Origin of the sequence: Streptomyces griseus subsp. griseus (genome assembly GCF_000720255.1) — a bacterium.
Lineage (GTDB): Bacteria > Actinomycetota > Actinomycetes > Streptomycetales > Streptomycetaceae > Streptomyces > Streptomyces griseus_I.
This window is the reverse complement of the sequence record NZ_JOJE01000009.1, coordinates 1-25,176: the sequence shown is the minus strand read 5'-3', so window position 1 is coordinate 25,176 and position 25,176 is coordinate 1. Positions and strand designations below refer to the sequence as shown.

The following is a 25,176-nucleotide window of genomic DNA, read 5'->3' as shown; positions in this document are numbered from 1 at the left end:
GCGCCCCTGGTGCATCAGGCCGCACGCGCCCCTGGTGTATCAGAGGGGGCATGACCACCACCCGGCGCATGCTGATCGCCGCCTACGACGACGCCCAGATCCTCGACATCGCCTGCCCCAGCGGCGCGCTGGACATCGCCAACCGCTACGGGGCCGCGCCCCCCTACACCATCGAACTGGGCACCCTCGGCCGCCGGGCCGTACGCAGCTCGGCAGGCGTGCTGATGGCGGCGGGGAGGAGCCTGGAGGCCGTGGCCGGACGGCTGGACACACTGATCGTCGTGGGCGGCGTCGGCTGCGAGGACGCGGCGGCGGACGAGCGCTTACTGGAACAGGTGCGCCGACTGGCCGGCCTCAGCCGCCGCGTCGCGTCCGTCTGCACCGGTGCCTACGTCCTGGCTGCCGCCGGCCTCCTCGACCACAGACGGGTGACGACCCACTGGGGCTGGGGAGAGCGGCTGGCCGCACGCCACCCCGACGTGGCCGTGGACGTCCACCCCCTGTGCATACGCGACGGCAACGTCTACACCTCTGCCGGAGTCACCAGCGCGCTGGACCTCACGCTGGCCCTCATCGAGGACGACCACGGCCCGACGCTGGCCCGCTCCGTCGCCCGCGAGCTCGTCACCCACCTCCACCGCCCGGCCGACCAGGCGCAGATCTCCCTGTTCCTGGCCGCACCGCCGCCGGAGGACCGGCTGGTACGGGACCTGACCGGCTACATCACCGGCCATCTCGCCGAGGACCTGACGCCCACCGCCCTGGCGGCCCGCGCGGGCGTCAGCCCCCGCCACCTCACCCGCCTCTTCAGCACCCACCTCGGCACCACCCCGGCCCGCGCGGTCCGCGCCGCCCGCACCGAGGCCGCGGCGCACCTCGTCCGGTCCAGCGGGCTGTCCCTGAGCGCGATCGCCCGCCGCTGCGGCTTCCGCTCACCGGAGACACTCCGGCAGGCCTTCCTCGACCACTACGGGGTCACGGGGGACAGGATCCGCAGGATGCCGGACATGCCGCCCCCGCTCACCGCGCCGCGCCAGCAGACTCCCGTGGCATGAGCCCTACGACGACACGCAGAAACGTACTCCGAGGCACCCTGGCCACCGCGGCGCTCGCCACCACGGCCGCGACCACGACGGATCCCGCGCGGGCCGCCACCCCGACCAGGCCGGACCCCGCCGGCTCCGGCCCGCACATAGGCATCCTTCTCTACGACGGCTACAGCCTCCTGGACCCCACCGGCCCCGCCGAGATCCTCTCCCGGCTGCCGGACGCGACGGTCACGACGATCGCCGAACACCGCGGCCCGGTCCGCACCGACACGGGGGACGTGGCGGTGGTCGCGGACCGCTCCCTCGCCGAGGTCGACCGCCTCGACGTCCTCCTCGTCCCGGGCGCCGGCAACCGCGGCACCGTCGCCGCGATGACGAACGAGGCGCTCCTGGCCTGGATCCGCCGGATCCACCGCCACACCCGCTGGACCACCTCCGTCTGCACCGGCAGCCTGATCCTCGCCGCGGCGGGCCTGCTGGACGGACGGGAGGCAACGACGTACTGGGCCTCCGCCGACTACCTCCGGACCACCTTCGACGTCACCTACCTGCCCCGGCGCTACGTCCACTCCGGCCGGATCGTCACCGCCGCCGGAGTCTCGGCCGGCCTGGACATGGCCCTCTACCTCGCCGCGCTGATCGCCGGAGAGGACACGGCCAGAGCCATCCAACTCGCCGTCGAGTACGCGCCTCACCCGCCCTTCGACTCCGGCGACGCGACCAAGGCCACCCCCGAACTGAAGGAACGCGCCCTCAGCCTCCTCGCCGCGTCGCAGGTTCAGTAGCCGACAGGCCACCAGTTCGCGGCACGTCCGGGGCTACCAACGGGTAGATTGAGAACGGGAGTTACGGTACGCAGAACAGCGGGGGAGAGCATGATCGAGGGAATAGCGTGTGTCGTCGCGGTCGTCTTGTCGCTGGTGATCAGCGTCGCCGGCGACCGCTCGGCAAAGAAGCGTAAGCAGGCTTTCTGGGACAGGTATGGATCCTTCGAAGGATTCCGCAACCAGGTCGACCAGGAGCGCATCCAGGGGGTTCGCAGAAAGCGTGGCGACGTGGCCGCCATGAAGGCGGTCCGCGACGAATACCCGTACGTCTCGCTCGTCATGGCGAAGCGTTACGTGGAGGAGCTGCCCGCGTAGTCAGTCCGCGCATCCCGACGCGGCCGGGGTGTCGCGGCACACCGCGTCCTCGTGGGACTGCACCATGGCCCCGCCGAACACGAGCAGGCAGATCAGCGCGGCCATGACCCCCTGACTCACGACGGTCACGACGGCCCCGGCCCGAGCGGCGATGGCGGCCGCCACGACGGCGAGAGCCCCGATCCCTCCGGTGGCGGCCAGATAACCCCACAACGAGTCGATCTCGACGGCCGTCCCGGGGTCGAGGTCGAACCCCGACAGGAGCCACAATCCGAAGATCACCACCAGGGCGATCAGCTCCAGCAACACCAGACCACATCCGGCTCCGACATCGGCACCCCGGTCGGCGCGACCTCGCTTCCCGGGACCACCGGCGTCCTCGAAGGCGGGCGGCGCAACAGGCAGGTTCATGGCCCCACACTGCCCGTACCGTCACGCCGGGCGCATGAGTAGGGATACTCAGCGGCGCCTGCCTGCTCAGGAACTCCCCGCTGGTCCCGCTGCTTCCGCCGTGGCCCCTCTGGAACGGCTGAGCTCACGGCGGCGGCCGAGATCACGGCGGCACGGCACCGGCGTCGTCGTACACGAGAAGGCCGTCACCACGAAGGCGCGCGCCCGGTGTCGGCGTGTGGGGGATGAGGCGCCCGTCGTGCATCAGGTGGTGGACGCCCACGCCGCGGGCCAGGACGGCGAAGTCGGCGATGAGGCGCCGGTGGCAGCGCCACCACACCGCCTCACTGCACATCACCGCGGTGCGCTGTTCGGCCGCCTGGCGCAGCACTTTGTCCATGGCGGCGACGAAGTCCGGGCTGCGCGTGTGAGCGGCGTAGCCGCGGAAGGACGCGTTGCGCCATACCGTGTCGGGTGAGTCCGGGGGCGTTGTCCTGAAGCCGCCGAGGCGCTTCTCCCACCGGTAGGCGATGTTCTCCTCGGGCAGCCACACGGCCAGGCGCTGCCGTGACAGGTCCGGGTCACGGCGGCTGCCCGGAGCGGTCCTGACGTCCACGACGGCGGTGACTCCGGCCTCCCGGAGGAGCCTCGCCAGGGTTCCCCGCTCAGCTGTGCTGTGGCCGAAGGTGATCAGTTCGACCTGGGGTGCACGGGACTGGCCCGGCGGGTTGGTCCGGTCCTCGTCCATACATCGAGTGCAACAGCTCCTGGCCTCGACGGCACCGCGGGCGACGACCCTGCCGGACGACGACCGCTGGATGGCTCACAGCGGCGTTTGGCGCGCGGGACGAAGGGCTACACCCACCAGGCGCAGCCACGAGCCGGAGCTGTAGGCCAGTGTTCTCGGAGGGGTCATGTCGCAGCTGGAGCAGGACAGGCGTGCGGAGACACCGGACGATTCCTCCAGCCCGCGCGTCATCACGGGCAGACGGATCAGGAACTACCTGACCACGACCGATCACAAGACGATCGGCAACATGTACCTGGTCACCGCCTTCGCGTTCTTCCTCCTGGCCGGCGTCCTCGCCATGCTGATGCGGGCGGAACTGGCGCGGCCCGGCCTGCAGATCGTCAGCAAGGAGCAGTACAACCAGCTGTTCACCATCCACGGCACGGTCATGATGCTGCTCTTCGCGACCCCGACGTTCGCGGGGTTCGCCAACGCGATCATGCCGCTGCAGATCGGCGCACCGGACGTCGCCTTCCCCCGCCTCAACGCGCTGACCTACTGGCTCTTCCTCTTCGGCGGCCTGATCGTCGTCTCCGGCGTGGTGGTCCCGGACGGTGCGGCGTCCTTCGGCTGGTTCGCCTACGCCCCGCTGAACAGCGCCCTCCACACACCGGGAGCCGGCGGGGACCTGTGGGCGATGGGGCTGGTCGTGGCCGGACTCAGCACCACCCTGGGATCGGTGAACTTCATCGCCACCATCATCACCTTGCGCGCCCCGGGCATGACGATGTTCCGGATGCCGATCTTCACCTGGAACATCCTCTTCACCTCCATCCTCGCCCTGCTGGCCTTCCCCGTGCTGACGGCGGCCCTGCTGGCCCTGGAGGCGGACCGCAAGTTCGGCGCGCACATCTACGACCCGGCCAACGGCGGGGCGATCCTGTGGCAGCACCTGTTCTGGTTCTTCGGCCATCCCGAGGTCTACATCGTCGCCCTGCCGTTCTTCGGCGTCATCACCGAGATCGTCCCCGTCTTCAGCCGAAAGCCGATCTTCGGATACGTCGGCATGGTCGGCGCGACCACGGCCATCACCATGCTGTCGGCCACCGTCTGGGCCCACCACATGTTCGCCACCGGCGCGGTCCTGCTGCCGTTCTTCGCCCTGATGTCGTTTCTCATCGCGGTGCCGACCGGGGTCAAGTTCTTCAACTGGATCGGCACCATGGTGAGGGGGAGCCTGTCGTTCGAGACGCCGATGCTCTGGTCCGTGGGGTTCATGGTCACCTTCCTCCTCGGCGGTCTCAGCGGGGTCCTGATCGCCTCACCCCCGCTGGACTTCCACCTCACGGACTCCTACTTCATCGTCGCCCACCTGCACTACGTGCTGTTCGGCACCATCGTCTTCGCCATGTTCGGCGGCTTCTACTTCTGGTGGCCGAAGATGACCGGGAAGATGCTCGACGAACGCCTCGGGAAAATGCACTTCTGGACCTTGTTCGTCGGCTTCCAGACCACGTTCCTGGTCCAGCACTGGCTCGGCGAAATGGGCATGCCCCGCCGGTACGCCGACTACCTGGCGGCCGACGGCTTCACTCTCCTCAACACCGTCTCCTCGATCGGCGCGTTCCTGCTGGGGCTGTCCACGCTGCCCTTCCTCCTCAACGTCTGGAAGAGCGGCAGATACGGGAAGAAGGTGGAGGTCGACGACCCGTGGGGCTACGGGCGCTCACTGGAGTGGGCGACGTCCTGCCCCCCGCCCCGCCACAACTTCCACGCGCTGCCCCGGATCCGCTCCGACTCGCCCGCGTTCGACCTGCACCACCCGGAAGTGCGGGAAATCCGTCCAAGCGCGAGCGGCCAGGTCGAACCCACACCCAGCCCCCTCGGAGGGCAGAGCGAATGAAGTCCGAGGCGTATCTCTTCGCGGGCGTCGCAATGTTCTTCCTCGTCACCGACGCCGTCTACATCTGGTTCGCCCGGGAACCGGCCGGGATCGCGGCGCTCACCGTTTCCTTCGGCATGTCCGCGGTCATCGCCTTCTTCTGCGCCGTGAACTATCGCCGCAAGGGAAAGCGACCCGAAGACCGCCCGGACGCCGAGATCCACGAGCGCTCCGGCCCGCTGGACTTCTTCCCGCCGCACAGCGGCTACCCGCCGATGACCGGATTCGGTGTCGGCCTGATGGCCGTCGGCGTCGTCTACGGACTCTGGCTGTTCCTCATCGGGTTCGGTGCCACGATGGCAGGCATCCTGGGAATGACCTTCCAGTTCGCCGGGCGTGCCGACTGACGGAGCCGGCGGAGGCCACCGCGCGTGGCCGCCGACGATTACTTCTCCTCTTCGCCTCCGCCGACCGGATCCAGCGTCCTGCCCGTGATCTGCAGGCGTTCCTCCGTGGTGGCGGGCATGTCCACCCGGTCGCGGTAGTACCAGCCGCTCAGCCTGGCCCGGAGCCGGTGCCGACGCGGTGCCCGCTCGCCGGGATGCTCCAAGGGCTGCGGCATGTCCCGCACCAGCAGCCGGTATCGCCGCCCGGCGTCGATGGGCCGGTGGCTGTCGCTGATGCCCCCGTTGACGTTCTGGCTGACGTTGCCGGTCTCCTCTCCCTCCTCCAGCACCCGCCGGTCGTGTGCCTGGAAGGCGAGACAGACCCGCTTGGTGGTCAGGAAGGCGAGTACCGGGCCGGCGATCACAGCCACCCGGAAGATCCAGGTGAGAGCCTCCACGGAGATGCGGAAGCCGGCGGCGATCACGTCATTGGCTCCGGCCATCAGCAGGACCGCGTAGAACACGATGGCGGCCACTCCCAGACCCGTCCGGGTGGGCCGGTCGCGCGGCCGGTCGCACAGATGGTGCTCCATCAGGTCCCCGGTCACCCACTTCTCGAAGTACGGGTACAGATACAGGACCAGGAACAGCAGCCCGGGAAGTACCACCGCGGGGAGGAAGACGTTCCACATGATGGTGTGCCCCGCGACGTTGTTCTCCCACGGGGGCATGAGCCGCAGGGCGCCTTCGAGGAAGCCCACGTACCAGTCCGGCTGCGAGCCGGTCGAGGACTGGTCGGCCCGGTACGGACCGTACAGCCAGACCGGATTGATCTGGGCCACGCCGCTCAGCGCGGTGATGGCGCCGAAGACCATCAGCAACAGGCCGGAGGACTTGGCGGTGAACTGGGGGAACATCGGCTGCCCGACGACGTTGCGGTTGGTCTTTCCGGGAGCGGACCACTGGGTGTGCTTCAGGTAGACGACGAGCACGAGATGGGCGCCGATCAGGGCGATGAGAAGGCCGGGGACGAAGAGCACGTGCACGATGTACAACCGGGGAATCAGCACGTGTCCGGGGAAGGACCCACCCCAGATGAAGAAGCTCAGATACGTGCCTACGACGGGAATGGACAGCACGATGCTGTTCGCGGTGCGCAGCCCGGTGCCGGACAGCAGGTCGTCGGGGAGCGAGTAACCGCAGAACCCCTCCAGGAGCGCCAGCAGGAAGAGCGTGACCCCGAGCACCCAGTTCAGTTCACGCGGCCGGCGGAACGCGCCGGTGAAGAAGACACGCAACATGTGGACGCCGATGGCGGCGACGAAGACCAGCGCCGCCCAGTGGTGCGCCTGCCGGATCAGCAGGCCGCCCCGCACATCGAAGCTGATGTGGAGCGTCGACTCGTACGCCTTCGTGACCTGCAGTCCCTGCAGAGGTACGTAGGATCCGGCGTAGGCGCCTTCGCTCATACCGGGATCGAAGAACAGGGTCAGATAACTGCCGGTCACCACCAGCACGACAAAGCTGTACAGGGCGATCTCGCCCAGCAGGAACGACCAGTGGTCCGGGAACGCCTTCCGCATCAACTGCTGCCCCGCCTCGGACACCGGCGCGCGGCGGTCCACCCCGACATATCCGGTGAACGCCGCTTGTCGAGCTCTGGCCTCCAGCCCCGCCATCCGTTTCCGGAACAGCATGCACACGCTCCCTCGGCCCTTGCCATTCGCTGCCATGGGGACTATGCGTGACCTGTTGCGCAATTCCTCGCATTACGCACAACAGGGGCACGGCTTCGAAACCGTCGATGTCGTTCGTCTGCCGGAGTTCACGCTCCGGCGTGGAGTGAAAGGAATCCGGTGGCTCAGGGCGTGGACGTCATCCAGGAACTCACCGCCGATCACCACAAGGTGCGGCGACTGTTCGACCGCATCCGCTCCGCCGAGCCCGGAAGCGCGGCACGCCGGGAACTCGTCGAACACGTGGGCATCGAACTCGTGCGTCACGCGGTGGTCGAGAGGGAGTACCTGTATCCAGCGGTGCGCGACCACGTGGCGGAAGGGCCGCGGTGGGCCGAGAGAGAACTCGCCGAGCACACCGAGATCGAGGAGATCCTCCAGGCGCTGCGGGGCTCGGAGCCGGACCAGGAGACCTTTGACCGGCTGGTGCTGGAACTCGTCACCCGCGTCACGGTTCACCTGCGCGAGGAGGAACAGCTCCTCTTCCCGCGACTGCAGGCGGTCTGCCCCGCCGACCTCCTGGAACAGCTCGGCGAAAAGGTACGGCACGGCAGGGCGACCGCCCCGACCCGCCCCCGCCCACAGCTCCCCGACTCCCCCCTGGTCACCAAACTGGCCGCCCCGGAACTCGGCGTCATCGACCGGATCCGTGACGTCCTCACGGGCCGGGGACGCGCACGGTGACGTGGCCCGGGGTGCTCGGCCGTCCGGGTGGTGACGTGCCGGGGCCGTGAAGCCTTGGCACTCGGGTGGGACGTATGGCGTGCACCGAAAGGAGTGCCCCGTCATGGGACATGAGGGAAACGTCATCCAGGAACTGATCGTCGATCACCGCGAGGTCGAAGGGCTCTTCGAGCAGATCGAAAGGCACACGGCGGACGCCGCGACGCGCCGTGGCCTCGCCGACCAGTTGACGATGGAGCTGGTCCGGCACTCGGTGGCCGAGGAGCAGCACCTGTACCCGGCGGTCCGCCGGTACGTCGACGACGGTGACGATCTCGCCGACAAGGAGCTCGCCGACCACAGGGAGGTCGAGCGACTGCTGAAGGAGCTGGAGGGCTGCCAGGCCGATGACGCACGGTTCGACCTGCTCATCGCCCAGCTGAAGTCCTCCGTCACCGAGCACGTGAGGGACGAGGAGGACCGGCTCTTCCGGCTGCTCGCCGACGCGTGCCCGGCCGGGACACTCGACGAGTTGGGGGACAAGGTCCGCGCCGCCAAGAAGACCGCTCCGACCCGTCCGCATCCCGCCGCACCGGACACTCCGCCGCTCAACAAGCTCCTCGCACCCGGGGCCGGCCTGGTCGACCGGTTCCGCGACATGCTCACCGGGCGAGGCAAGCAGGGCTGACGGTCTCGTCCTCGTCTTTCCGGCGGTCCCGGGAAGGCCGCCGCGACACCGCTGCCCGAGCTGCCCGAGGTCGGTTCGGCGAAGCACAGGACCATGACGTTCTCGCGGACCGCGGAGGAGCGGGGTCCGCTGTCGGCCGAAGGCATGACGCGCGTGACGGTCAGCCGACCCGGTAGGCCCCAGCCCGCTCGGTGTTGAGCGCGAGGCCGAGGCCGGGTGCGCCGTCGGCGCCCGGGGTGAGGGCGCCACCGGCGGGGGAGAGGACACCGTCGAACAGGATGCGTTCGATGCGGACATGGTCGTGGAACCACTCCAGGTGCCGCAGGTTGGGCACGGCGGCTGCGGCGTGCGCATGGGCGTGCGGGGCGCAGTGTCCGGAGATCTCGATGCCGCGGGCCTGGGCGAGGGCGGCGGCGCGCAGCCAGACGGTGATGCCGCCGCAGCGCGTGACATCGGCCTGGAGGCAGTCCACGGCTCCGGCGGCGAGCATGTGCTCGAAGTAGGGCAGGGTGTAGCCGTACTCTCCGGCCGCCACGTCTAGGCCGACCTGGGCGCGGATCGCGGCGAGGGTGGTCAGGTGGTCGGAGGAGACGGGCTCCTCGAACCAGGTCACACCCTCGTCGGCGAGCACCCCGCCCACGCGCACGGCCTGCTTGGCGCCGTAGCCGCCGTTGGCGTCCACGTACAGGGCGACGGTGTCGCCGACGACGGCGCGGGCCCTGGCGACGCGCCGCCGGTCGCGTTCCTCCTCGCTCCCCCACGACTCCGCGATCTTGATCTTGACGCGGGGAATGCCCTCTTCCTCGACCCAGCCGCGCAGTTGACGCTCCTGCCGGTCGTCGTCGTAGGTGGTGAAGCCACCGCTGCCGTAAACGGGCACCTCGTCGCGGGCCGCGCCCAGCAGGTGGACCAGAGGCAGGCCGAGCAGGCGGGCCTTCAGGTCCCACAGCGCGATGTCCACGGCCGCGATCGCCTGCGCGGCGACGCCCGGCAGTCCGGCGTTGCGCACCGCACGGTGCATGGCCTCGTTCATCCGCGGCACGTCGAGCGCCGGCAAGCCGGTGACCACGTCGGCGAGCAGGTCCTCGATGACGCGTGCCGTGGCGGCGGGCGCGTAGGTGTAGCCGAGGCCCGTGACGTCCCCGCAGCGGACGGTGGCCAGGACGACGGTGGTGCTGTCCCAGCCGAGCGTGCCGTCCGCCTCGGGGAAGTCCGTGGGCACGGTGAACACGGCGGTGTCCACCCCTGCCACGACCGGAGCGTCGCTCACGTGTCGCCCTCCGTACCGGGCCGGTCCGCGCGGTGGTGGTTGCCGGGCAGGAACTCCTGCACCTTGGCCTTGAAGCCCTGGCGGACCATGCCCGCACGGTCGCTGTCACCCTTGAGGATCGAGCTCGCGGCGGCCTCGATCTGGTCCAGGGTCGCGTGCGGCGGGATCGGCGGTACGGCAGGGTCGGTCACGAAGTCCAGCACACAGGGCCTGTCGGCGGCCAACGCCGTCTCCCAGGCGCCCCGGACGTCCTGCGGCTTCTCGATGCGCAGCCCCTCCAGACCGGCCAGGCGCGCGAAGTCGGCGTAGGGGAAGTCGGGCAGCGACTGGGAGGCTTCGAACTGGGGGGCGCCCTCCATGGCGCGCATCTCCCAGGTGACCTGGTTGAGGTCCTGGTTGTTGAGGACGGCCACGATCAGCCGCGGGTCCTCCCACTCCCGGTAGTACTTGGCGATGGTGATCAGCTCGGCCATGCCGTTCATCTGCATCGCCCCGTCGCCGACGAGGGCGATCGCCGGACGGTCGCCGTGTGCGAACTTCGCGCCCATCGCGTACGGCACCCCGGGTCCCATGGTGGCGAGCGTGCCGGACAGCGAGCCGCGCATGGCGCCGCGCAGCTTCAGGTGCCGGGCGTACCAGTTGGCGGCCGAGCCGGAGTCGGAGGACAGGATCACGTTCTCCGGCAGCAGGTCGTTCAGCGCGTGCACGACGTACTCGGGGTTGACCGGGTCGGCGTCGACCGCGGCGCGCCGCCGCATGACCTCCCACCAGCGGGCGGTGTCCTTCTCGATCTTCTTGCGCCAGCCGGTGTCCTTGGCCGAGTCGAGCAGCGGCAGCAGCCGGGCCAGGGTCTCGCGGGCGTCACCCACCAGGTTGACCTCGAACGGGTAGCGCATGCCGACCATGTGCGGGTCGATGTCGATCTGCACGGCCCGCGCCTGCCCGAACTCCGGCAGGAACTGGGTGTAGGGGAAGGAGGACCCGATGACCAGGAGGGTGTCGCAGCCGGTCATCAGCTCGTACGACGGCCGGGTGCCCAGCAGGCCGATGGAGCCGGTGACATAGGGCAGGTCGTCGTCGAGGGCGTCCTTGCCCAGCAGCGCCTTGGCCACTCCCGCGCCCAGCCGGTCGGCGACCGCCATGACCTCCTGACGGGCCCCGCGCGCGCCCTGCCCGACCAGCACCGCCACCTTCTCGCCCGCGTTGAGGACCTCGGCGGCGCGAGTGAGGTCCTCGTCGCCCGGTACCGGCGCGTAGTGCGGCATGCCGAGGCTGGAAGGGACCATCTTGAAGGCGTGGCCGGGCGGCGAGTAGTCCAGTTCCTGCACGTCGGCGGGGATGATCACGGCTGTGACGGAGCGGCGTGACATGGCGGTGCGCATCGCCCGGTCCAGGACGTTGGGCAGCTGCTCGGGGACGGTGACCATCTCGCAGAAGTCCGAGGCGACGTCCTTGTACAGGCTCAGCAGGTCGATCTCCTGCTGGTAGGAGCCGCCCATCGCGCTGCGGTTGGTCTGTCCGACGATCGCGACCACCGGAACGTGGTCCAGCTTGGCGTCGTACAGCCCGTTGAGCAGGTGGACGGCGCCGGGCCCGGAGGTGGCGGCGCACACGCCGACCTTGCCGGAGAACTTGGCGTAGCCCACGGCCTGGAAGGCGGCCATCTCCTCGTGGCGGGCCTGGATGAAGCGGGGGTTGTCGTCGGCGCGGCCCCAGGCCGCGAGCAGGCCGTTGATGCCGTCGCCGGGGTAGGCGAAGACATGCTCGACTTCCCATTCGCGCAGGCGCTCGAGGAGGTGGTCGGAGACCTTCTTCGACATGTTCGAAGACCTTTCCGGTAGTGCGTGCGGGGCGGGTGAGTGTGGGGACCGTGCGTGCGGGGCGGGTGAGTGCGGGGCGGGCCATGGGCGAGGCGGACTACGCGGGGCGGACTACGGACGGGGGCGGGGCGGACTACTGACGGGGGCGGGGCACCGAGCGCAGGGCCGCGCGGCCGACCGCCGTCGCGACGGTCGCCGTCAGGGCGGCCGCACCCGCCACGGCCGCCCAGCGGGCCGCGCGGGAGGGCCGGTCGGGGCGTGCGGCCAGGCGTTCCGGGTGCTCGGCCGGGAGCGTGCCCTCCAGGCCGAGGGCCAGGACCTCGGCCAGGTGCAGCGCCCGCCGTCCGGTGCCGCCCTGCTCGATCTGCGTACGGCAGCTGAAGCCGTCGGCGAGGACGAGGCTGTCCGGGGCGGCGGCCTGGACGGCGGGCAGGACGCCCTGTTCGGCGACGGCCATGGAGACCTCGTGGTGGCCGCGTTCGAAGCCGAAGTTGCCGGCCAGGCCGCAGCAGCCCTCGTCGAGGACGTCGGCATCGAGGTGGGCGCGGCGCATCAGCTCGCGGTCGGCGTCGAACTTCATGATGGCGTGCTGGTGGCAGTGGGTCTGCACGGTCGCCCGCCGGCCGAGGCGCGGGGGCCGCCAGCCCTCGGGAGCGTGGTGGACGAGGTGCTCGGCGAAGGTGCGGACCTGCCCGGCCAGCCGCTGCACGTCCTGGTCGGCGGGCATCAGCTCGGGGGCGTCGGAGCGGAAGACGGCGGTGCAGGACGGTTCGAGGCCGATGACCGGCGTGCCCGCCTCCAGGTACGGGCGCAGCACGTCGAGGGTGCGGCGCAGCACCTTCTGCGCCAGTGGCAGCTGCCCGGTGGAGATCCAGGTCAGTCCGCAGCACACCGGCCGGGTGGGTACGGCGACGCGGAAACCGGCGTCCTCCAGGACGCGTACCGCCGAGACGGCGATCGAGGGGTGGAAGTAGGTGCTGAAGGTGTCCGGCCACAGCACGACGGTGCGCGGGTCGGCCGGGTCGGGCTCCTCGACGCCGCGGGCCCGCCACCACTGCAGGAAGGACTGATCGGCGAACACGGGCGCCGAGCGGGCCTCGTCCACGCCGGCCAGGCGCTTGCCCGCCCGCGCCAGACCGGGCGCGTGCAGGAGGCCGTTGACCAGCCCCGGCGCGATACGGGACAGACGCGCCCACACGGGGAGCCAGCCCATGGAGTAGTGGGCGGCGGGGCGCAGCCGGCCCTCGTAGTGGTGCGAGAGGAACTCCGCCTTGAGGGTGGCCATGTCGACCCCGGTCGGGCAGTCGGACTTGCAGCCCTTGCAGGCCAGACACAGATCCAGCGCGTCGCGCACCTCGGTGGAACGCCAGCCGTCCGTGACGGCCGAGTCGGCGTGGCCGTCGAGCATCTCGAACAGCAGCCGGGCCCGGCCGCGTGTGGAGTGTTCCTCCTCCATGGTGGCCCGGTAGGAGGGGCACATCACGCCGCCGGAGTGACCGCGGCAGTTGCCGATGCCGACGCAGCGCATCACCGCCCGGTTGAAGGAGTGGTCGTCCTCAGGGAAGCCGAAGTGCGTCGCCGGGGTCTCCGGGCGCCAGGTCGGGCCGAGGCGAAGCTGCCCGTCGACGGGGTTGGGGTGGACGATCTTCCCCGGGTTCATCCGGTCGCCGGGGTCGAACAGCGACTTCAGTTCCCCGAACGCGGTCACGAGCCGCTCGCCGAACATACGGGTGAGCAGTTCGCCTCGGGACTGGCCGTCACCGTGCTCGCCCGACAGGGAACCGCCGTAGGAGGCGACGAGGTCGGCGGCCCGCTCCACGAACCGGCGGAAGCCGGCCACGCCCTCGGCGGTCTTGAGCCCGAACGGGATCCGGGTGTGGACGCAGCCCTGCCCGAAGTGGCCGTACAGGGACGGGTGGTCGTAGCCGAACTCCGCGAACAGCTTCTTCAGGTCCCGCAGATAGTCACCGAGCCGCTCGGGCGGTACGGCCGAGTCCTCCCAGCCCTCCCACGTCTCCCGGTCGTCCGGCGGGCGGGCGGTGACACCGAGCCCGGCCTCGCGCGCCTTGAGCATCCGCTGCTCACGCTCGGGGTCGTCGGAGAACGCGACGTCGGCGTCCTTCTCGGTCCGGCCGACGGCGCGCAGCAGCGCGTGCGCCTGCTCGTCGACCTCCTCCTGACTGTCGCCGGCGAACTGGAGCATCAACCAGCTGTCGCCCTCCGGCAGCGCGTCCAGGGACTCCAGGTAGGCGCCCTCCTCGCGCATCAGCTGGGCCATGCGCCCGTCCAGCGCCTCCAGCTGGCCGGGTTCGCAGTGCCGCAGCAGGTGGGTGACGTCGTCGGCGGCCGCGCAGATGTCGTCGTAGCCGAGGACCAGCAGCGACTGGTACGCCGGCACCGGCACCAGGTCGAGCTCGGCGTGCAGTACGGTCACCAGCGTTCCCTCGCTGCCGACCAGCGCCCTGGCCACGTCGAAGCCGTTCTCGGGCAGCAGCGAGTCGAGGTTGTAGCCGGAGACCCGGCGCGGGATCTTCGGGTAACCGCGCCGGATGTCCGCGAGGTACTCGGCGACGATACGGTCCAGGCCGTCGTAGAGCTCGGCGCGTCGGCCGCCCTCCGCGGTGATCCGCGCCCGCTCGGCCTCAGAAGTCGGCCCCACCCACATCCGCGTGCCGTCGTAGGTGAGCACCTCCAGGCGGCGCACATTGTCGACGGTCTTGCCGTACGCCTGCGCGGACGCGCCGCACGAGTTGTTGCCGATCATGCCGCCCAGGGCGCAGTGGCTGTGCGTCGAGGGCTTCGGCCCGAACTGCAGCCCGTGGTCGGACAGCCGACGGTTGAGGACGTCCAGCACGATTCCCGGCTCGACCACACAGGTCCGTGCGTCGGGATCGACGGAGACCAGCCCGTGGCAGTACTTGCTCCAGTCGATCACCACGGCCGTGTTCGTCGACTGGCCGGCGAGACTGGTGCCACCGCCTCGCGACAGGACAGGGGCACCGAAACGGGCGCAGACCTGCACCGCACGCGCACCGGCCTCCACCGAACGGGGCACCACGACGCCGATCGGCACCTGACGGTAGTTCGAGCCGTCGGTGGAGTAGGCCCCCCTGCTGCCCGCGTCGAACCGGACCTCGCCATCCACGGCCTCACGCAGCGCCGCCTCCAACTCGGCGGCGTCCGTCCCGGAGGCGTCGAAAGGGGGGTGAGTCATCAGAGCGATCCGCCTTCCCGAGCCGTTGACAGTCCGCGACGGCCGGCCTCGTCGGCTCCTTCTCCTGCCGCCGCTGCGCCCGAGTACCCAACATTGCAGAGTGCAAGAGCGCGTCTTCCGGTGGATTTCCGGAGCGGGGCTCAGATGCGCTTGAGCTGCTCAGACGCATACGCGGCTGAGGGCTGAGAGCCTGTGGGCTGAGGCCCGCTTGCCCGCCCTTCCATGGTCTCTCGAATGGTGCATAATGCAAGAAATGCGCGGATGCGTCGACGGTCGGGGTCAGACCGTTCCGCCTTTGGGGCGACGGCGGCCTCCCTGGGGCGAATCCGGCGGGGCCGGGTTGAGCGGATCGTCGATGAGGCCCCGCACGCGGCGAACCTCGTCGAAGGGGTCCACGGCCATTTCGTCCGCCGCCTCGGTCAGCGCCCTCAGGGCGGGAACGAGAGCCGCGCGCGCTTCGGCGGGCAGCCGTTGTACGAGTGCGCGGATCTCGGTACGCCGGTGGGCGAGGACGCGCCCCACCAGGTCTCGCCCGGAGGGCGTGAGGCGGAGGATGACCTCGCGCCGGTTGTCGGGATTGGTCTTGCGGTCCATGTGGCCCGCGGACTCCAGGCGTTCCACCATGCGCAGGGCCGTCGAGGGGTTGACCCCCAGCGTCGCGGCCATGGCGGCGAGCTTGACGGGTCCGCAGGTGTCCAGCACGACCAGCGCCCGCAGCTGGGGCAGGGTCAAGGTGTCGTCGGTGGACGCGAGCGCGCGGGCGGAGACCGCCACGAGCAGCCTGGACGCCGCCATGACGGAGAGCGTGACCTCCTCGGCCTCCTGGTCGAGTTCAGCGGGGGAGGCCGGCTCGGCCGCGGGCTCGAGCCGCTCGGGTTCCTGCCGCGTCATCGTGTCCGTTCCATCTCTTTCACGGTCTTCTCCGCTCACGGACTACTCCGCCGCTACGATCATTGCAGAATGCAATGTTAAGCTGAGTGCGACAAGTCTGGAGCCGCGCGGGCGCGACGATTCCGGGACAAGGGCGTGATGACGATGAAGGCCGAGTCGATACATGAAGCCTATTCGTTCGTGTGTCTGCGCTGCGGACACGCCTGGGAGGGCGCGTACGAGATCCGGCACTCGGTCGATGGCCAGGGCCGCGTACACGCGGACTACTACGTCCACAGCCTCAAGGTCCCTTCACCGCTGACCGCGAACCGGTGCCGCGTGTGCCGCGGCTCCCGGATCCGGATCCTTCGGCCCGGTCGAGTACGGTCAGCCAGCCCGCGCTCGGACTGACATCGTCGGCATCCTCGTCGTCAGACCGGCCTTGTCGTTGCCGGATGTCTCAGCTCAGCGGATAGCCGGCCTCCGCGATGTCCCGCGCGAGATCGGGCAGGGTGATCTCCGGGTTCAATGCACTGACCACTCGCTCGGTCAGGGGGCGCGATGAGAAAACGTGACGAACCGCCTCCAGGTCGACAGGGACCTCGTAGTAGTCCTGGGCCCACTCCTGAAACGCCTCCGGCGAGCGATCCACCAGCAACTGGAAGAGGTAAGCGGCGCCGTCCGGGTCTTCCGTTGTCTCCTCGGGGAAGTCGATCGTCCCTGTTCTCCAGCCGTCGTCTCCGGTCTCTCGCCACATGCACGCAGTGACGAGGGGCATCCCGTCCTCATCCGAGAACGCGACCTCCTCAACCCAGGGTCGGAAGACGTCGGGAACCTCATCGAGCACTCCGGGCCAAAGCCCGTCCTCCGCGTAGGGGCTCATGGGTGATTCGTGATCGAACCCACGGATGTAGGCGCCGCCGGCAGTGAAGACGATTGAGTACTCGTCGCCCGATCCGTTCTGCATGGAGGCCATCGACGCGCCCTCCGACCAGCGGCAGGTGAAGGAGTGATAGCGGCCCGCCCACTCAGGGCTCAGGGCCGCCTCCAGGACGGCCAGGGAACGGCAGTGCTCACGAAGGACGGCAATCTCGGGCATCTGCCCGGCAACGTCTTGAACGGTCACGCCCTCATCCAAGCGCACACCACTGACACGCCAGTTTCCTCTCAGGCGGGTGACGGTCTCAGTAGACGTGCCAACCGCGAAAAGGCCTGACTCACCTGTGGCAACGCTCCAAGATCCCCGCGGTCTCTCGCCGCAGACCCCGCCATACAGCGGCACACGTTTGCACATACGCGAAGACCCCGTCTCAGCGAAAGCGCTGGTGGCAGCCGGGCGATCACCGGCACCCGGTTCCCGCCGGCTGAGGCCAGCAGCATCATCGCGCGCCGGTAACGCACCGAACTCGTGCTGCCCCGGCGCACGATCTGCTGCAGCCGCTGCCCCTCCTGGTCGGTCATCTGCGCACACGGACAGGCTCGGCCACCACGCCTCCAGCGGTCGGCACGGACGTCAACCCACATCCAACCGCCACGGCCATCCACCCGGCGAACCTACGCGGTCAAAGCACTGGCAATTCCCGTCTGCTCGGCGGCGTACGGGGCCACCTCCCACGCGGCTTGGCAAATGGATCCTCAAAGAATTCCGTGAACTCCGCCTACTTCACGTGCCCATGACAGCATTTGGGCCGATGTTCCACTTGTTGTCGAACGGGGAGCGGGATGAGGAAGAGACGTAAGGTCGCAGGAGTGTTGGCGGCGGCCGCCATGGCCGTGCTGGCGTGGGGAACACCGGCGCAAGCCGAGACCCCGGTGCCCACACCCGGGAAGCTGCTCGACAACGGGAGCACTGCAGCGCTGAGCAAGCTGGAGCTGACCGAGCACCGTGTGTCCCCCACGACGATCAGCACGCTGGACGGGCATCTGCCCAATGTCGGGGTGGACACGGTCCTGAAGTCCGCCAACCACCCCATGTACAGCAGCTCCAGTTCCGGATGCACGAGCACCGAGTCGGCCGCGCGGCCGATCAACCCTTCGGCGTCATCGGCCTACTGCTGGGACACCGGGGACGCCCTCACCCAACAGTTCGTACCCCAGGGACTGACCTCGTCCGGCGACGCCGACGACGACGGCATGTGGGGCACGAACAAGGTGATCCTCTCGGGGTGGACCAACAACGACGACCTCCCGAGCTCCACCGCCGATGACAAAGGCCTGGCGCGGGTGGCGTTCATCGACGCCAACACCCCCGGCGCCTTCAAGTACCGGTGGGTGCTGCTGGTCGTGCCCACCGAAGGCGGCGACGACTTCGACAAACTGGGCTCACACCTCGGCGGCATGGTCTGGTACGGCGACAAGCTCCTGGTCACCGCGTCCCGCGGCGACGACAGCGACAACGCGCTGTTCGTCTTCGACTTCAAGCACATCCTGCAAGCGACCGTGAACTCCCACGAGATCGGCAAGGTCAGCGGCGGCTACTCGGCACGCGGCTACCAATACATCATGCCCGCGATCGGTTCCTACAGCCTGGGCGGCGCTTGCAACGGCACATCGATCGACGGCTACCCCTGCTTCGACGGGCTCACCATGGACCGCAGCACCAGCCCGTACAGCATCGTCGCCAACGAATGGCGCAGCACTGGCGGTACCGCCAAGCCCGCCCGGATCTTCCGCTACGACCTCGCCGCTCCCGGCGGGGCCATGCCGCTCGTCACAGCCGGGGGGAAGGCCTATGCCGACCCGACCAAGAGCTACGTGACCAACAACGCGGCGGGGTTGCAGGCGGTGCTCGCGAACAACGACAAGTACTACGCCGCCGACGCCCTGTGGGGGCCAGGGGTGCACGGCATCATGTGGAAGATGAGCACCGCCGGCTCCGCCACGTCGCACACCTGTAGCGGACAAGTCCAGGCGAACGCATGCTGGGCCCAGCACAGCGAGGGCATGTCGCTGTGGTGGAGCACCCAGCAGCTGTGGTCACAAACCGAATGGGCCGCGAACTCCGCCGGACAGTGGAGTGAACCGGCGGTGCCCGAAAGAGTGTTGTTCTCCGTGCCGTTCTCCAACATGTGACGGCGGCGCCGGGCGGGGAGAGGTGGCCCGCAGCGCCGTGGGCCACCTCCTCACTGTCGGGTCAGGACTGCGGGCACTGCTGCCACGTGTCTCGACGGTCTGCAGGACGTCGCCAACTGTCGGATCGCCGAACTCCTCGGCGAGGAAGACGACCAGGAGGACGAGACCGGCGACGACGGGCGCTTAACCCGACACACCTCCGACACGCGCACCTGCGGCATGATGGCCCCTGAACTTCGGTCCGGGGGTCTCGGCGTTGCCGGGGCCTGACCTGCGGATTCCTGCCTCGCGGCCGGTCCCGCATAGTCAATAGCCCCTGACAGACAGCCGCTCCGAGTGGCACACGCCTGCACATACGCGAAGACCCCGCCTCAGCGAAAGCGCTGATGGCGGGGTCTTCGGGCACCTGAATCAAGGTGCCCCCGGCAGGATTCGAACCTGCGCACACGGCTCCGGAGGGCCCGTGCGTCTCACAGGTCTCAGCTGGTCAGAATGCCTTGACGCTCGTCGGGAAGCCCATCCGTCCACGAATAGTCCGCGCCCGCCGTGCGCTGGTCCGGCTGGCCGTCACGGTGAGCCACGCGGTAGCACCCCATCCAGAGTGCCGGCGGAAGGGTGGTTGGCGGATGCCATGTCCCCGCGGCAGTCGTGAAGGCGGCAGTGGCTTGTGCATCGACACGTGCAACAGCAGCGTGACGGCTACGCTCACGATGGACGTGGATCAGTCGTAAGGGGCTCGATCATAGCAAGCAGGCGTGCATCGGGCCGTTCTGGGGCAGAGGCAGCAGGCCTCCCTATTTCCGAGTCCGTCCCCGGGCTGGCGCAGCAGTGGCCGCCCTGAAGGGGAGTTCGGCTGCATGAGCCAAGTCGGGTGAGGTGTCAGCCCGTTGCGTTGAAGCCAACTTGAGGGCTATACAGCCTGGTGAGCCAGCCTGTGACATCATCAACTAGCGCCAACAGGTTGTCCAACCAGCGCGAGAAGACGTCACCGGGGAGGCACCAAGCGATGTCGAGCGAAGCCATCATGATCACGCCCGACGAACGCGATGCTGCCGAGCAACAGATCGCTGACCAATCCAAGCGTATCGATTTCTACATCACCGAATACTCGGTTGAAATCCTCGCAAACAAGATGAAAAGCGGCGAATATGTCGTTCCCGACTATCAACGTGAATTCACTTGGGAGCCTGAGCGTAAGTCAAAGTTCATTGAATCTCTGATTATGGGCCTACCCATCCCCTTTATCTTCTTCTGGGAGATGGAGGACGGCAAGTTGGAGATCGTCGATGGCTCCCAGCGTCTGAGGACCATTGAAGAGTTCCTGCACAAGGGCCTCCGGCTGGGAGAGCTTGACCAGCTCAGCAACGTTTCATACTTCACCTTCGACGATCTTCCGGAGTCCCGCCAGCGGAAGATTCGCAACAGGTCAATCCGTGGCATCGTTCTCAATGAACACGCTGATGAAGCAGCCCGGTTGGACATGTTTGAGCGCATCAATACCGGTAGTAAGAATGCCAATACCGCTGAGATCCGCCGTGGCGCTTTGGCTGGACCGTTTATGAGGCTAGTGATAGAACTCGCGTCGGATGCCCGGTTCGCGAGGCTTGCCCCAATGAGCGCCAAGAGGAAAGATGAGCGTGGATACGAAGAACTGGTGACTCGGTTCTTTGCGTATGGCGACGGTCTCACCGGATACAGGGATCGACCCGCCGACTTCATCTTCGACTATGTCAAGAAGAAGAATGTCGTCTTTTCGGAGAGGCCGACGCTCTCGGATGAATATAGGCGGCGATTCCAGGAAACTCTTGATTTTGTGGAACAGATCTTCCCGTACGGCTTCCGCAAGACGCCCACAGGTAGGGCTACTCCGAGGGCTCGATTTGAAGCAATCGCAATTGGCTCCTATCGAGCTATCCAGGACAAACCTCAGCTTCGTAATATGAGTCGCGGGCAGCTGAACGTTCTCCCCTGGCTGGAGGGTGAAGATTTCCTAGACGTCACTGGATCTGATGGTGCGAATGCTCGTGCGCGTCTTGAAGGTCGCATCGACTTTGTGCGTGATCGGCTGGTGCAAGAATGAATTCTGTCGATCTTCTCACCTTCTTTGAAGAGAGATTCGAAGAGGTCGACGCTTACGTAGATTTACTTGAGGAGCTTGAAAAGGCGGCACAGGATGGAGCTCCTCGCCTTCACGGAACTGAGTACAAGATCTCGGCTATGCAACAAAAAATCCTGTACTCCAGCCTGTATCTGCAGCTGTACAACCTCGTCGAAGCGACGGTCTCTCGGTGCGTTGATGCAATAACTCAAGCTGCGGCTCAGGCTGGCCAGTGGAAGCCGCATCAACTGAGTGACGAACTTCAGCGTGAATGGGTCCGTTCCATAGCGCGTACTCACACCGATATGACTCCTGAGCATCGCTTGAAGCACGCGATGCAGCTCAGTGAGCACATCGTCCAACAGCTTCCTGTGGGCAGGTTCAGTGTGGAAGCCGGCGGCGGGGGCAATTGGGACGACGAGGCAATCTTCGCCATGGGCAAGCGCCTTGGGTGCGTGATCTCCGTCACGGAGCAGACTCGACGAGGCGTCAAGGCCAACATGCGGGATGACCTGGGGCCCATGAAGCTCGTCAAGGATCGAAGGAACGGCCTGGCTCACGGGTCCATCTCGTTTGTCGACTGTGCGGACGGCGTGGCGGTCGACGAGCTGCGGCGGATGGCGTCTAGTGTCGAAAGTTACTTGCGCGAAGTGATAGAGTGCTTCATTCGACATATTGAATCTCATAATTTTCTTCGGCCGAATTTCAGGCCAAACGGCGGTGCACCATGACCAGTACGATCCCGACTATCTCTGCAGTCGATCTTTTCTGTGGGGTCGGCGGGCTCACGCACGGTCTGGTTCGGAGCGGCGTTAATGTCACCGCTGGAGTCGACCTCGATCCGTCATGTCGGTATCCGTATGAGGCCAATAACGACGCGAAGTTCATTGAGCGAGACGTCAATGAGTTGACATCTGCAGAAGTTGAGCCTCATTTGAGTGAGGGAGATTTCTCCCTGCTCGCTGGCTGCGCTCCTTGCCAGCCTTTCTCATCTTACAGCCAGAGCGGCCGTAGCAAGAAGCGCGGCAAGGACTGGCAACTCGTCTCCAGTTTCGGAGATCTGGTTGCTGACCTGCAACCGGACCTTGTGACCATGGAAAATGTTGCTCAACTTGCCTCGCACAGTGTCTTTAAGCGTTTTTTGAAAAGCCTGAAAGGCTATCACGTTCATTGGTCGGTTGTAGAGTGCACCAAGATTGGTGTTCCCCAATCGAGGAAGCGCTTGGTTCTCTTGGCGTCGAAACTAGGGGATATTGGTCTTGACCGAATTGATCGGATGACTTCACCGACCCGTACGGTTCGAGATGAGATCGCCGATCTTCCTGAGATTCGTGCCGGTGAGCAGCACCCGAGCGATCCATTGCATACCGCCTGCTCTCTCAGTGAAATGAACATGCGGCGGATAAGGGCATCCAAGCCAGGCGGCACGTGGCGCGACTGGGACCCTGAGCTCCTTGCTGCGTGCCATCGGAAGACCACGGGTGCAACATATCCCAGTGTCTACGGGCGTATGGAGTGGGATATGCCAGCTCCGACAATGACGACCCAATGTTTCGGCTACGGTAACGGCCGTTTCGGTCATCCGACACAAGACCGCGCTATTTCCTTGAGGGAAGCAGCGATGATTCAAACATTTCCGCGTTCCTACAAGTTTCTTGAGGAAGGAGAGGTGGTTCGATTCAATCGGCTCGGCCGGCTGATCGGTAACGCCGTTCCCGTGCGATTGGGTGAAGTGATCGGGGAAACCCTGAAGCAGCACGTTGCGGCAGTCGTAAAGAGCGACGGATCGCCATCCGAGATTTCCGGGCGGCTTTTCTGATTCCTGCGGGTGTCGGAACGGAGTGCACAGTGGTTTCAAGGTAGAGTCAACGCGACGGGCGCTGGCCCCCAAGTGAGGACGACGCTCCCGCGAGGCCCCGAGGCGCACTCCAGCGGTTGCGTGCCGAACCGCTCGCGGCTGTCCTATGGCCCCTGGACGAGCTTAGAGGCCCTGCCGCGGACCAGTCAGGAACTGCGATAGATGTCGAGGACGCGCTCAACCACCATGACGGGCTCGCCACGAACTAGAACGCCGAGCTCAAGATTGCGACCACCAATGCCGGCTCCTGTGACGTTGGCGCTGCCGATATAGGCTGCTTTGGAGTCCGAAGTGAGCACCTTAAGGTGTGCCCAGGGCGCATCCTCTCGAAGTCTCGAGACCAAGAAGTTTGTCGAGCGTCCCTCGGCTGAGATGGTCGTAGTTAGGTCGTCAATGGCGTCATCTGCGCTGGTCGAACGGGTTGGGAGAAGGATCTCAAGTCGCACGCCTCGTGTCGTGGCAGCTGCGAGTGCCTCGGCCAGGAACGAAAGACCGGGCTGGTCGATAAAGGGAGCCGCGAGGCGGAGGGTCTGTGTCGCCTGGACGACGAGTTGGATGAGAGTTTCCCCCGTTGTTCGGCGCAAGCCCTCCGGCACGTCTGTTCTCGGTAGGGATGCCACGAGCTCCCACGGCTCGGCGCTGGCTATCGACCTCCGTCCCAGCACCCAAGCCGCAGCCTCCTGGCACAACGCGGGGATCCGCTCCCGATCGTTGGCGTACCGGCTGCGTAGTACCTCCACAAGTTCCGGCTCCAGCCCGGCTCGAATGGCTGCGGCGCGGTCCAGTTGCGTCGCCATCATGAACCGGGTGAGGTCGCCGGCGGAGGCTCGGGGGTCAGGGCAGTCGACGAGTACACCACCCACTAGTTCGGCGTGATCCACAGCGTCACGTCCCAGTGTTGAGGAAGCCATGAGCGCCGAAGAGCTCTGAGCGATCGAGAAACCGATTGAACCAGCGGCAGGACGGCTCACCAAGGTGGAGACAGCCCATGCAGGCGCCACCGCCGCTACGGCAACCAGGGTCCAACGCGCAGCGCGACTCGCCCTCGACTACGTCAGCGAGGAAGCGGTGCAGAGAGGACTCAAAGACGGATTGGAGTCCACCGAGCACGAAGTCACCCCGCGATGCCGCGTAGACGACGAAGCTGAGGTGGTGCGGGACGAGATACTCGGCAAGGCCGTCGCGTTCGATACCGGCGAAGGAAGCGAGCCGGCGGATCGCCCGGTGGGCGTACGAGTGCACGAGCCGGAGCAGGTCACCGCCCAGCGGTTGGAACCGCTCCTGCGTCGGGTACGGAAGCTCCATCGTTTGCAGCAGAGCGATACGCGCCGCTCGGGCATCCTTCACATCAGGCAGTGCGTGCCCCCGACTCGCGAGGTGCCGATATACGCTGAGCGGGTCCAGACGGAAGAGCAGGGCTTCGGTACGGGACAGCGACCCATAGGCGCGGATGCGTCCGCGTTCGCGGAACGGAACCAGGCGAGCAGCTCCGGGCGAGAGGTCCCCTCGGGTGTACCCGAATGCCAGTGTTGCCACGGGGAAGTTGGCGAGCAGCTCAACCCCCTCAAGTTGCGCCTGTCGCATTGAGTTCCCGTACGCGCCCTCGTACAGGGTCCGCAACGGTGGGGTCGTACCGGCGACCATGTCGTTGACCCTGATCCGGCCGCCATTGACGGCCGAGGCGAGGCTCAACGCTTCCTCGTGCACCTTGTCACGAGTGTTGTCGGGCAAGACAATTTCGGCTCCACCATGTCCGGCGTCGACCTCTCCACGCATGACGGCTTCCTGAGCCATTCGTTGCGCGGTCTCTTCGGACAGGTTCGCTAGGCGAAGAGTTTCGACGAGCCCGGCGACGGTCTGTCTCCCAGCTGCTGGGTCGTTCGATGTCATCCCGTTGAGGACCCACTCAAGCGCACGAGCCCCTCCGCCGCCAGCACGTAGGCGTGCCGCCTCGGTGGGGTCCGGGGGGTTCACGAGTACGGCGAAGTGCGGCGAGAAGACAACAGCCGCTCGATGGACGGTGAACGACATGCCACCGTCTCCGCAGTTGCAGAACTGGAAGGGGAAGCCGCCAGGCGTCAACTGCCGATTGCACTGGGGACAGAAGATGCGGAGCTCGCGTGCCGTCGCCGTGCCAGGAAGGCGGACAGCGACGGCGTTGTGCGCCCTGCATCGCGGTAGGTACGGCTCACCCGATGCACCACACGTGTGTCCCTCCCCTCGTAGCGTAGAGACCGTGACTGCAGGGGAAGTTGGGAGTCATGGCGGAGAAGCGACGGAAGTTCGAGCCGGAGTTCCGCGAGGGGGC

21 protein-coding genes and 1 pseudogene are annotated in these 25,176 nt (G+C 67.3%); 11 read left to right on the top strand and 11 right to left on the bottom strand.

Annotated features, from left to right (window positions below; genetic code table 11):
* The first annotated feature begins 68 nt into the window (after positions 1–68).
* The 3 genes from IG99_RS14825 (at position 69) to IG99_RS14815 (ending at position 2,191) form a co-directional block, all read left to right on the top strand.
* A complete protein-coding gene (locus IG99_RS14825; RefSeq protein WP_037674274.1) occupies positions 69–1,055 on the top strand; it encodes a DJ-1/PfpI family protein in 987 nt (328 codons plus the stop codon).
* Positions 1,052–1,834, top strand: a complete 783-nt coding sequence (locus tag IG99_RS14820; RefSeq protein ID WP_037673990.1) for a DJ-1/PfpI family protein — start codon at positions 1,052–1,054, stop codon at positions 1,832–1,834. Before IG99_RS14825 ends, IG99_RS14820 begins: the two co-directional genes overlap by 4 nt.
* A 90-nt stretch (positions 1,835–1,924) precedes the next feature.
* The gene (locus tag IG99_RS14815; RefSeq protein WP_037673988.1) at positions 1,925–2,191 is read left to right on the top strand and encodes a hypothetical protein; all 267 of its coding nucleotides are present in this window, start codon (positions 1,925–1,927) and stop codon (positions 2,189–2,191) included.
* On the opposite strand, the gene IG99_RS14810 is transcribed toward IG99_RS14815, so the two are convergent.
* Positions 2,192–2,602 carry a DUF6234 family protein gene (locus IG99_RS14810; RefSeq protein WP_037673986.1) on the bottom strand — a complete coding sequence of 137 codons (411 nt, stop codon included), beginning with the start codon at positions 2,600–2,602 and terminating at the stop codon, positions 2,192–2,194.
* A gap of 142 nt (positions 2,603–2,744) precedes the next feature.
* On the bottom strand, positions 2,745–3,329 hold the full coding sequence (locus IG99_RS14805) for a DUF488 domain-containing protein (RefSeq protein ID WP_037673982.1): 585 nt from the start codon (positions 3,327–3,329) through the stop codon (positions 2,745–2,747).
* Positions 3,330–3,495: 166 nt separating this feature from the next.
* On the opposite strand from IG99_RS14805, the gene ctaD reads away from it, so the two are divergent.
* A complete protein-coding gene (gene ctaD, locus IG99_RS14800; protein ID WP_037673980.1) occupies positions 3,496–5,214 on the top strand; it encodes an aa3-type cytochrome oxidase subunit I in 1,719 nt (572 codons plus the stop codon).
* The gene (gene ctaF / locus IG99_RS14795) at positions 5,211–5,600 is read left to right on the top strand and encodes an aa3-type cytochrome oxidase subunit IV (protein ID WP_037673977.1); all 390 of its coding nucleotides are present in this window, start codon (positions 5,211–5,213) and stop codon (positions 5,598–5,600) included. Before ctaD ends, ctaF begins: the two co-directional genes overlap by 4 nt.
* A 38-nt stretch (positions 5,601–5,638) precedes the next feature.
* Here the strand turns inward: ctaF and qcrB are convergent, their stop codons facing one another.
* Positions 5,639–7,276, bottom strand: coding sequence for a cytochrome bc1 complex cytochrome b subunit (gene qcrB, locus IG99_RS14790; RefSeq protein ID WP_051865420.1), 1,638 nt, complete (start codon positions 7,274–7,276; stop codon positions 5,639–5,641).
* 159 nt (positions 7,277–7,435) lie between these two features.
* Here qcrB and IG99_RS14785 point away from each other — a divergent pair, with 159 nt between their 5' ends.
* Complete coding sequence (locus tag IG99_RS14785) at positions 7,436–7,999, top strand: hemerythrin domain-containing protein (protein ID WP_037673976.1); 564 nt, start codon at positions 7,436–7,438, stop codon at positions 7,997–7,999.
* Between the two features lie 103 nt (positions 8,000–8,102).
* On the top strand, positions 8,103–8,666 hold the full coding sequence (locus IG99_RS14780) for a hemerythrin domain-containing protein (protein WP_037673974.1): 564 nt from the start codon (positions 8,103–8,105) through the stop codon (positions 8,664–8,666).
* A gap of 160 nt (positions 8,667–8,826) precedes the next feature.
* Here the strand turns inward: IG99_RS14780 and IG99_RS14775 are convergent, their stop codons facing one another.
* The 6 genes and pseudogenes from IG99_RS14775 to IG99_RS50270 form a co-directional block, all read right to left on the bottom strand.
* Complete coding sequence (locus IG99_RS14775; RefSeq protein ID WP_037673972.1) at positions 8,827–9,936, bottom strand: enolase C-terminal domain-like protein; 1,110 nt, start codon at positions 9,934–9,936, stop codon at positions 8,827–8,829.
* The gene (locus IG99_RS14770) at positions 9,933–11,756 is read right to left on the bottom strand and encodes a thiamine pyrophosphate-requiring protein (RefSeq protein WP_037673970.1); all 1,824 of its coding nucleotides are present in this window, start codon (positions 11,754–11,756) and stop codon (positions 9,933–9,935) included. Before IG99_RS14770 ends, IG99_RS14775 begins: the two co-directional genes overlap by 4 nt.
* 133 nt (positions 11,757–11,889) lie before the next feature.
* Positions 11,890–14,970 carry an FAD-binding and (Fe-S)-binding domain-containing protein gene (locus IG99_RS14765; protein WP_037673968.1) on the bottom strand — a complete coding sequence of 1,027 codons (3,081 nt, stop codon included), beginning with the start codon at positions 14,968–14,970 and terminating at the stop codon, positions 11,890–11,892.
* Positions 14,971–15,249: 279 nt separating this feature from the next.
* A complete protein-coding gene (locus tag IG99_RS14760) occupies positions 15,250–15,861 on the bottom strand; it encodes a MarR family winged helix-turn-helix transcriptional regulator (protein WP_051865415.1) in 612 nt (203 codons plus the stop codon).
* A 439-nt stretch (positions 15,862–16,300) separates the two neighbouring features.
* Positions 16,301–16,966: a hypothetical protein gene (locus tag IG99_RS14755; protein WP_037674270.1), complete on the bottom strand. Its 666-nt coding sequence runs from the start codon at positions 16,964–16,966 to the stop codon at positions 16,301–16,303.
* Between the two features lie 194 nt (positions 16,967–17,160).
* Positions 17,161–17,327 (bottom strand): annotated as a pseudogene (locus tag IG99_RS50270) (IS630 family transposase); the annotation flags it as partial.
* 235 nt (positions 17,328–17,562) lie between these two features.
* Between IG99_RS50270 and IG99_RS14750 the strand changes: the two are divergent.
* From IG99_RS14750 to IG99_RS45390, 4 genes are all read left to right on the top strand, one after another.
* The gene (locus IG99_RS14750; protein ID WP_037673967.1) at positions 17,563–18,912 is read left to right on the top strand and encodes a hypothetical protein; all 1,350 of its coding nucleotides are present in this window, start codon (positions 17,563–17,565) and stop codon (positions 18,910–18,912) included.
* 1,006 nt (positions 18,913–19,918) lie between these two features.
* Complete coding sequence (locus IG99_RS14745) at positions 19,919–20,992, top strand: DUF262 domain-containing protein (protein WP_051865412.1); 1,074 nt, start codon at positions 19,919–19,921, stop codon at positions 20,990–20,992.
* Positions 20,989–21,741, top strand: coding sequence for an MAE_28990/MAE_18760 family HEPN-like nuclease (locus IG99_RS45395; protein WP_078947717.1), 753 nt, complete (start codon positions 20,989–20,991; stop codon positions 21,739–21,741). The genes IG99_RS14745 and IG99_RS45395 overlap by 4 nt, the downstream gene beginning before the upstream one ends.
* On the top strand, positions 21,738–22,829 hold the full coding sequence (locus IG99_RS45390; RefSeq protein WP_078947716.1) for a DNA cytosine methyltransferase: 1,092 nt from the start codon (positions 21,738–21,740) through the stop codon (positions 22,827–22,829). The genes IG99_RS45395 and IG99_RS45390 overlap by 4 nt, the downstream gene beginning before the upstream one ends.
* 185 nt (positions 22,830–23,014) lie before the next feature.
* Here IG99_RS45390 and IG99_RS14735 read toward each other — a convergent pair whose 3' ends face one another.
* Together IG99_RS14735 and IG99_RS14730 are read right to left on the bottom strand one after the other, a co-directional pair.
* The gene (locus IG99_RS14735) at positions 23,015–23,749 is read right to left on the bottom strand and encodes a phospholipase D-like domain-containing protein (RefSeq protein ID WP_158973186.1); all 735 of its coding nucleotides are present in this window, start codon (positions 23,747–23,749) and stop codon (positions 23,015–23,017) included.
* 4 nt (positions 23,750–23,753) lie between these two features.
* Positions 23,754–24,899 carry a hypothetical protein gene (locus tag IG99_RS14730; protein WP_158973185.1) on the bottom strand — a complete coding sequence of 382 codons (1,146 nt, stop codon included), beginning with the start codon at positions 24,897–24,899 and terminating at the stop codon, positions 23,754–23,756.
* Between the last annotated feature and the right edge of the window lie 277 nt (positions 24,900–25,176).

Bases quoted from the DNA above. Each gene is read 5' to 3' on its own strand.
- IG99_RS14825 (WP_037674274.1), top strand. From the start codon at position 69: ATGCTGATCGCCGCCTACGACGACGCCCAGATCCTCGACATCGCCTGC.
- IG99_RS14820 (WP_037673990.1), top strand. From the start codon at position 1,052: ATGAGCCCTACGACGACACGCAGAAACGTACTCCGAGGCACCCTGGCC.
- IG99_RS14815 (WP_037673988.1), top strand. From the start codon at position 1,925: ATGATCGAGGGAATAGCGTGTGTCGTCGCGGTCGTCTTGTCGCTGGTG.
- IG99_RS14810 (WP_037673986.1), bottom strand. From the start codon at position 2,602: ATGAACCTGCCTGTTGCGCCGCCCGCCTTCGAGGACGCCGGTGGTCCC.
- IG99_RS14805 (WP_037673982.1), bottom strand. From the start codon at position 3,329: ATGGACGAGGACCGGACCAACCCGCCGGGCCAGTCCCGTGCACCCCAG.
- ctaD (WP_037673980.1), top strand. From the start codon at position 3,496: ATGTCGCAGCTGGAGCAGGACAGGCGTGCGGAGACACCGGACGATTCC.
- ctaF (WP_037673977.1), top strand. From the start codon at position 5,211: ATGAAGTCCGAGGCGTATCTCTTCGCGGGCGTCGCAATGTTCTTCCTC.
- qcrB (WP_051865420.1), bottom strand. From the start codon at position 7,276: ATGCTGTTCCGGAAACGGATGGCGGGGCTGGAGGCCAGAGCTCGACAA.
- IG99_RS14780 (WP_037673974.1), top strand. From the start codon at position 8,103: ATGGGACATGAGGGAAACGTCATCCAGGAACTGATCGTCGATCACCGC.
- IG99_RS14770 (WP_037673970.1), bottom strand. From the start codon at position 11,756: ATGTCGAAGAAGGTCTCCGACCACCTCCTCGAGCGCCTGCGCGAATGG.
- IG99_RS14765 (WP_037673968.1), bottom strand. From the start codon at position 14,970: ATGACTCACCCCCCTTTCGACGCCTCCGGGACGGACGCCGCCGAGTTG.
- IG99_RS14760 (WP_051865415.1), bottom strand. From the start codon at position 15,861: ATGACGCGGCAGGAACCCGAGCGGCTCGAGCCCGCGGCCGAGCCGGCC.
- IG99_RS14750 (WP_037673967.1), top strand. From the start codon at position 17,563: ATGAGGAAGAGACGTAAGGTCGCAGGAGTGTTGGCGGCGGCCGCCATG.
- IG99_RS14745 (WP_051865412.1), top strand. From the start codon at position 19,919: ATGTCGAGCGAAGCCATCATGATCACGCCCGACGAACGCGATGCTGCC.
- IG99_RS45395 (WP_078947717.1), top strand. From the start codon at position 20,989: ATGAATTCTGTCGATCTTCTCACCTTCTTTGAAGAGAGATTCGAAGAG.
- IG99_RS45390 (WP_078947716.1), top strand. From the start codon at position 21,738: ATGACCAGTACGATCCCGACTATCTCTGCAGTCGATCTTTTCTGTGGG.
- IG99_RS14730 (WP_158973185.1), bottom strand. From the start codon at position 24,899: ATGTCGTTCACCGTCCATCGAGCGGCTGTTGTCTTCTCGCCGCACTTC.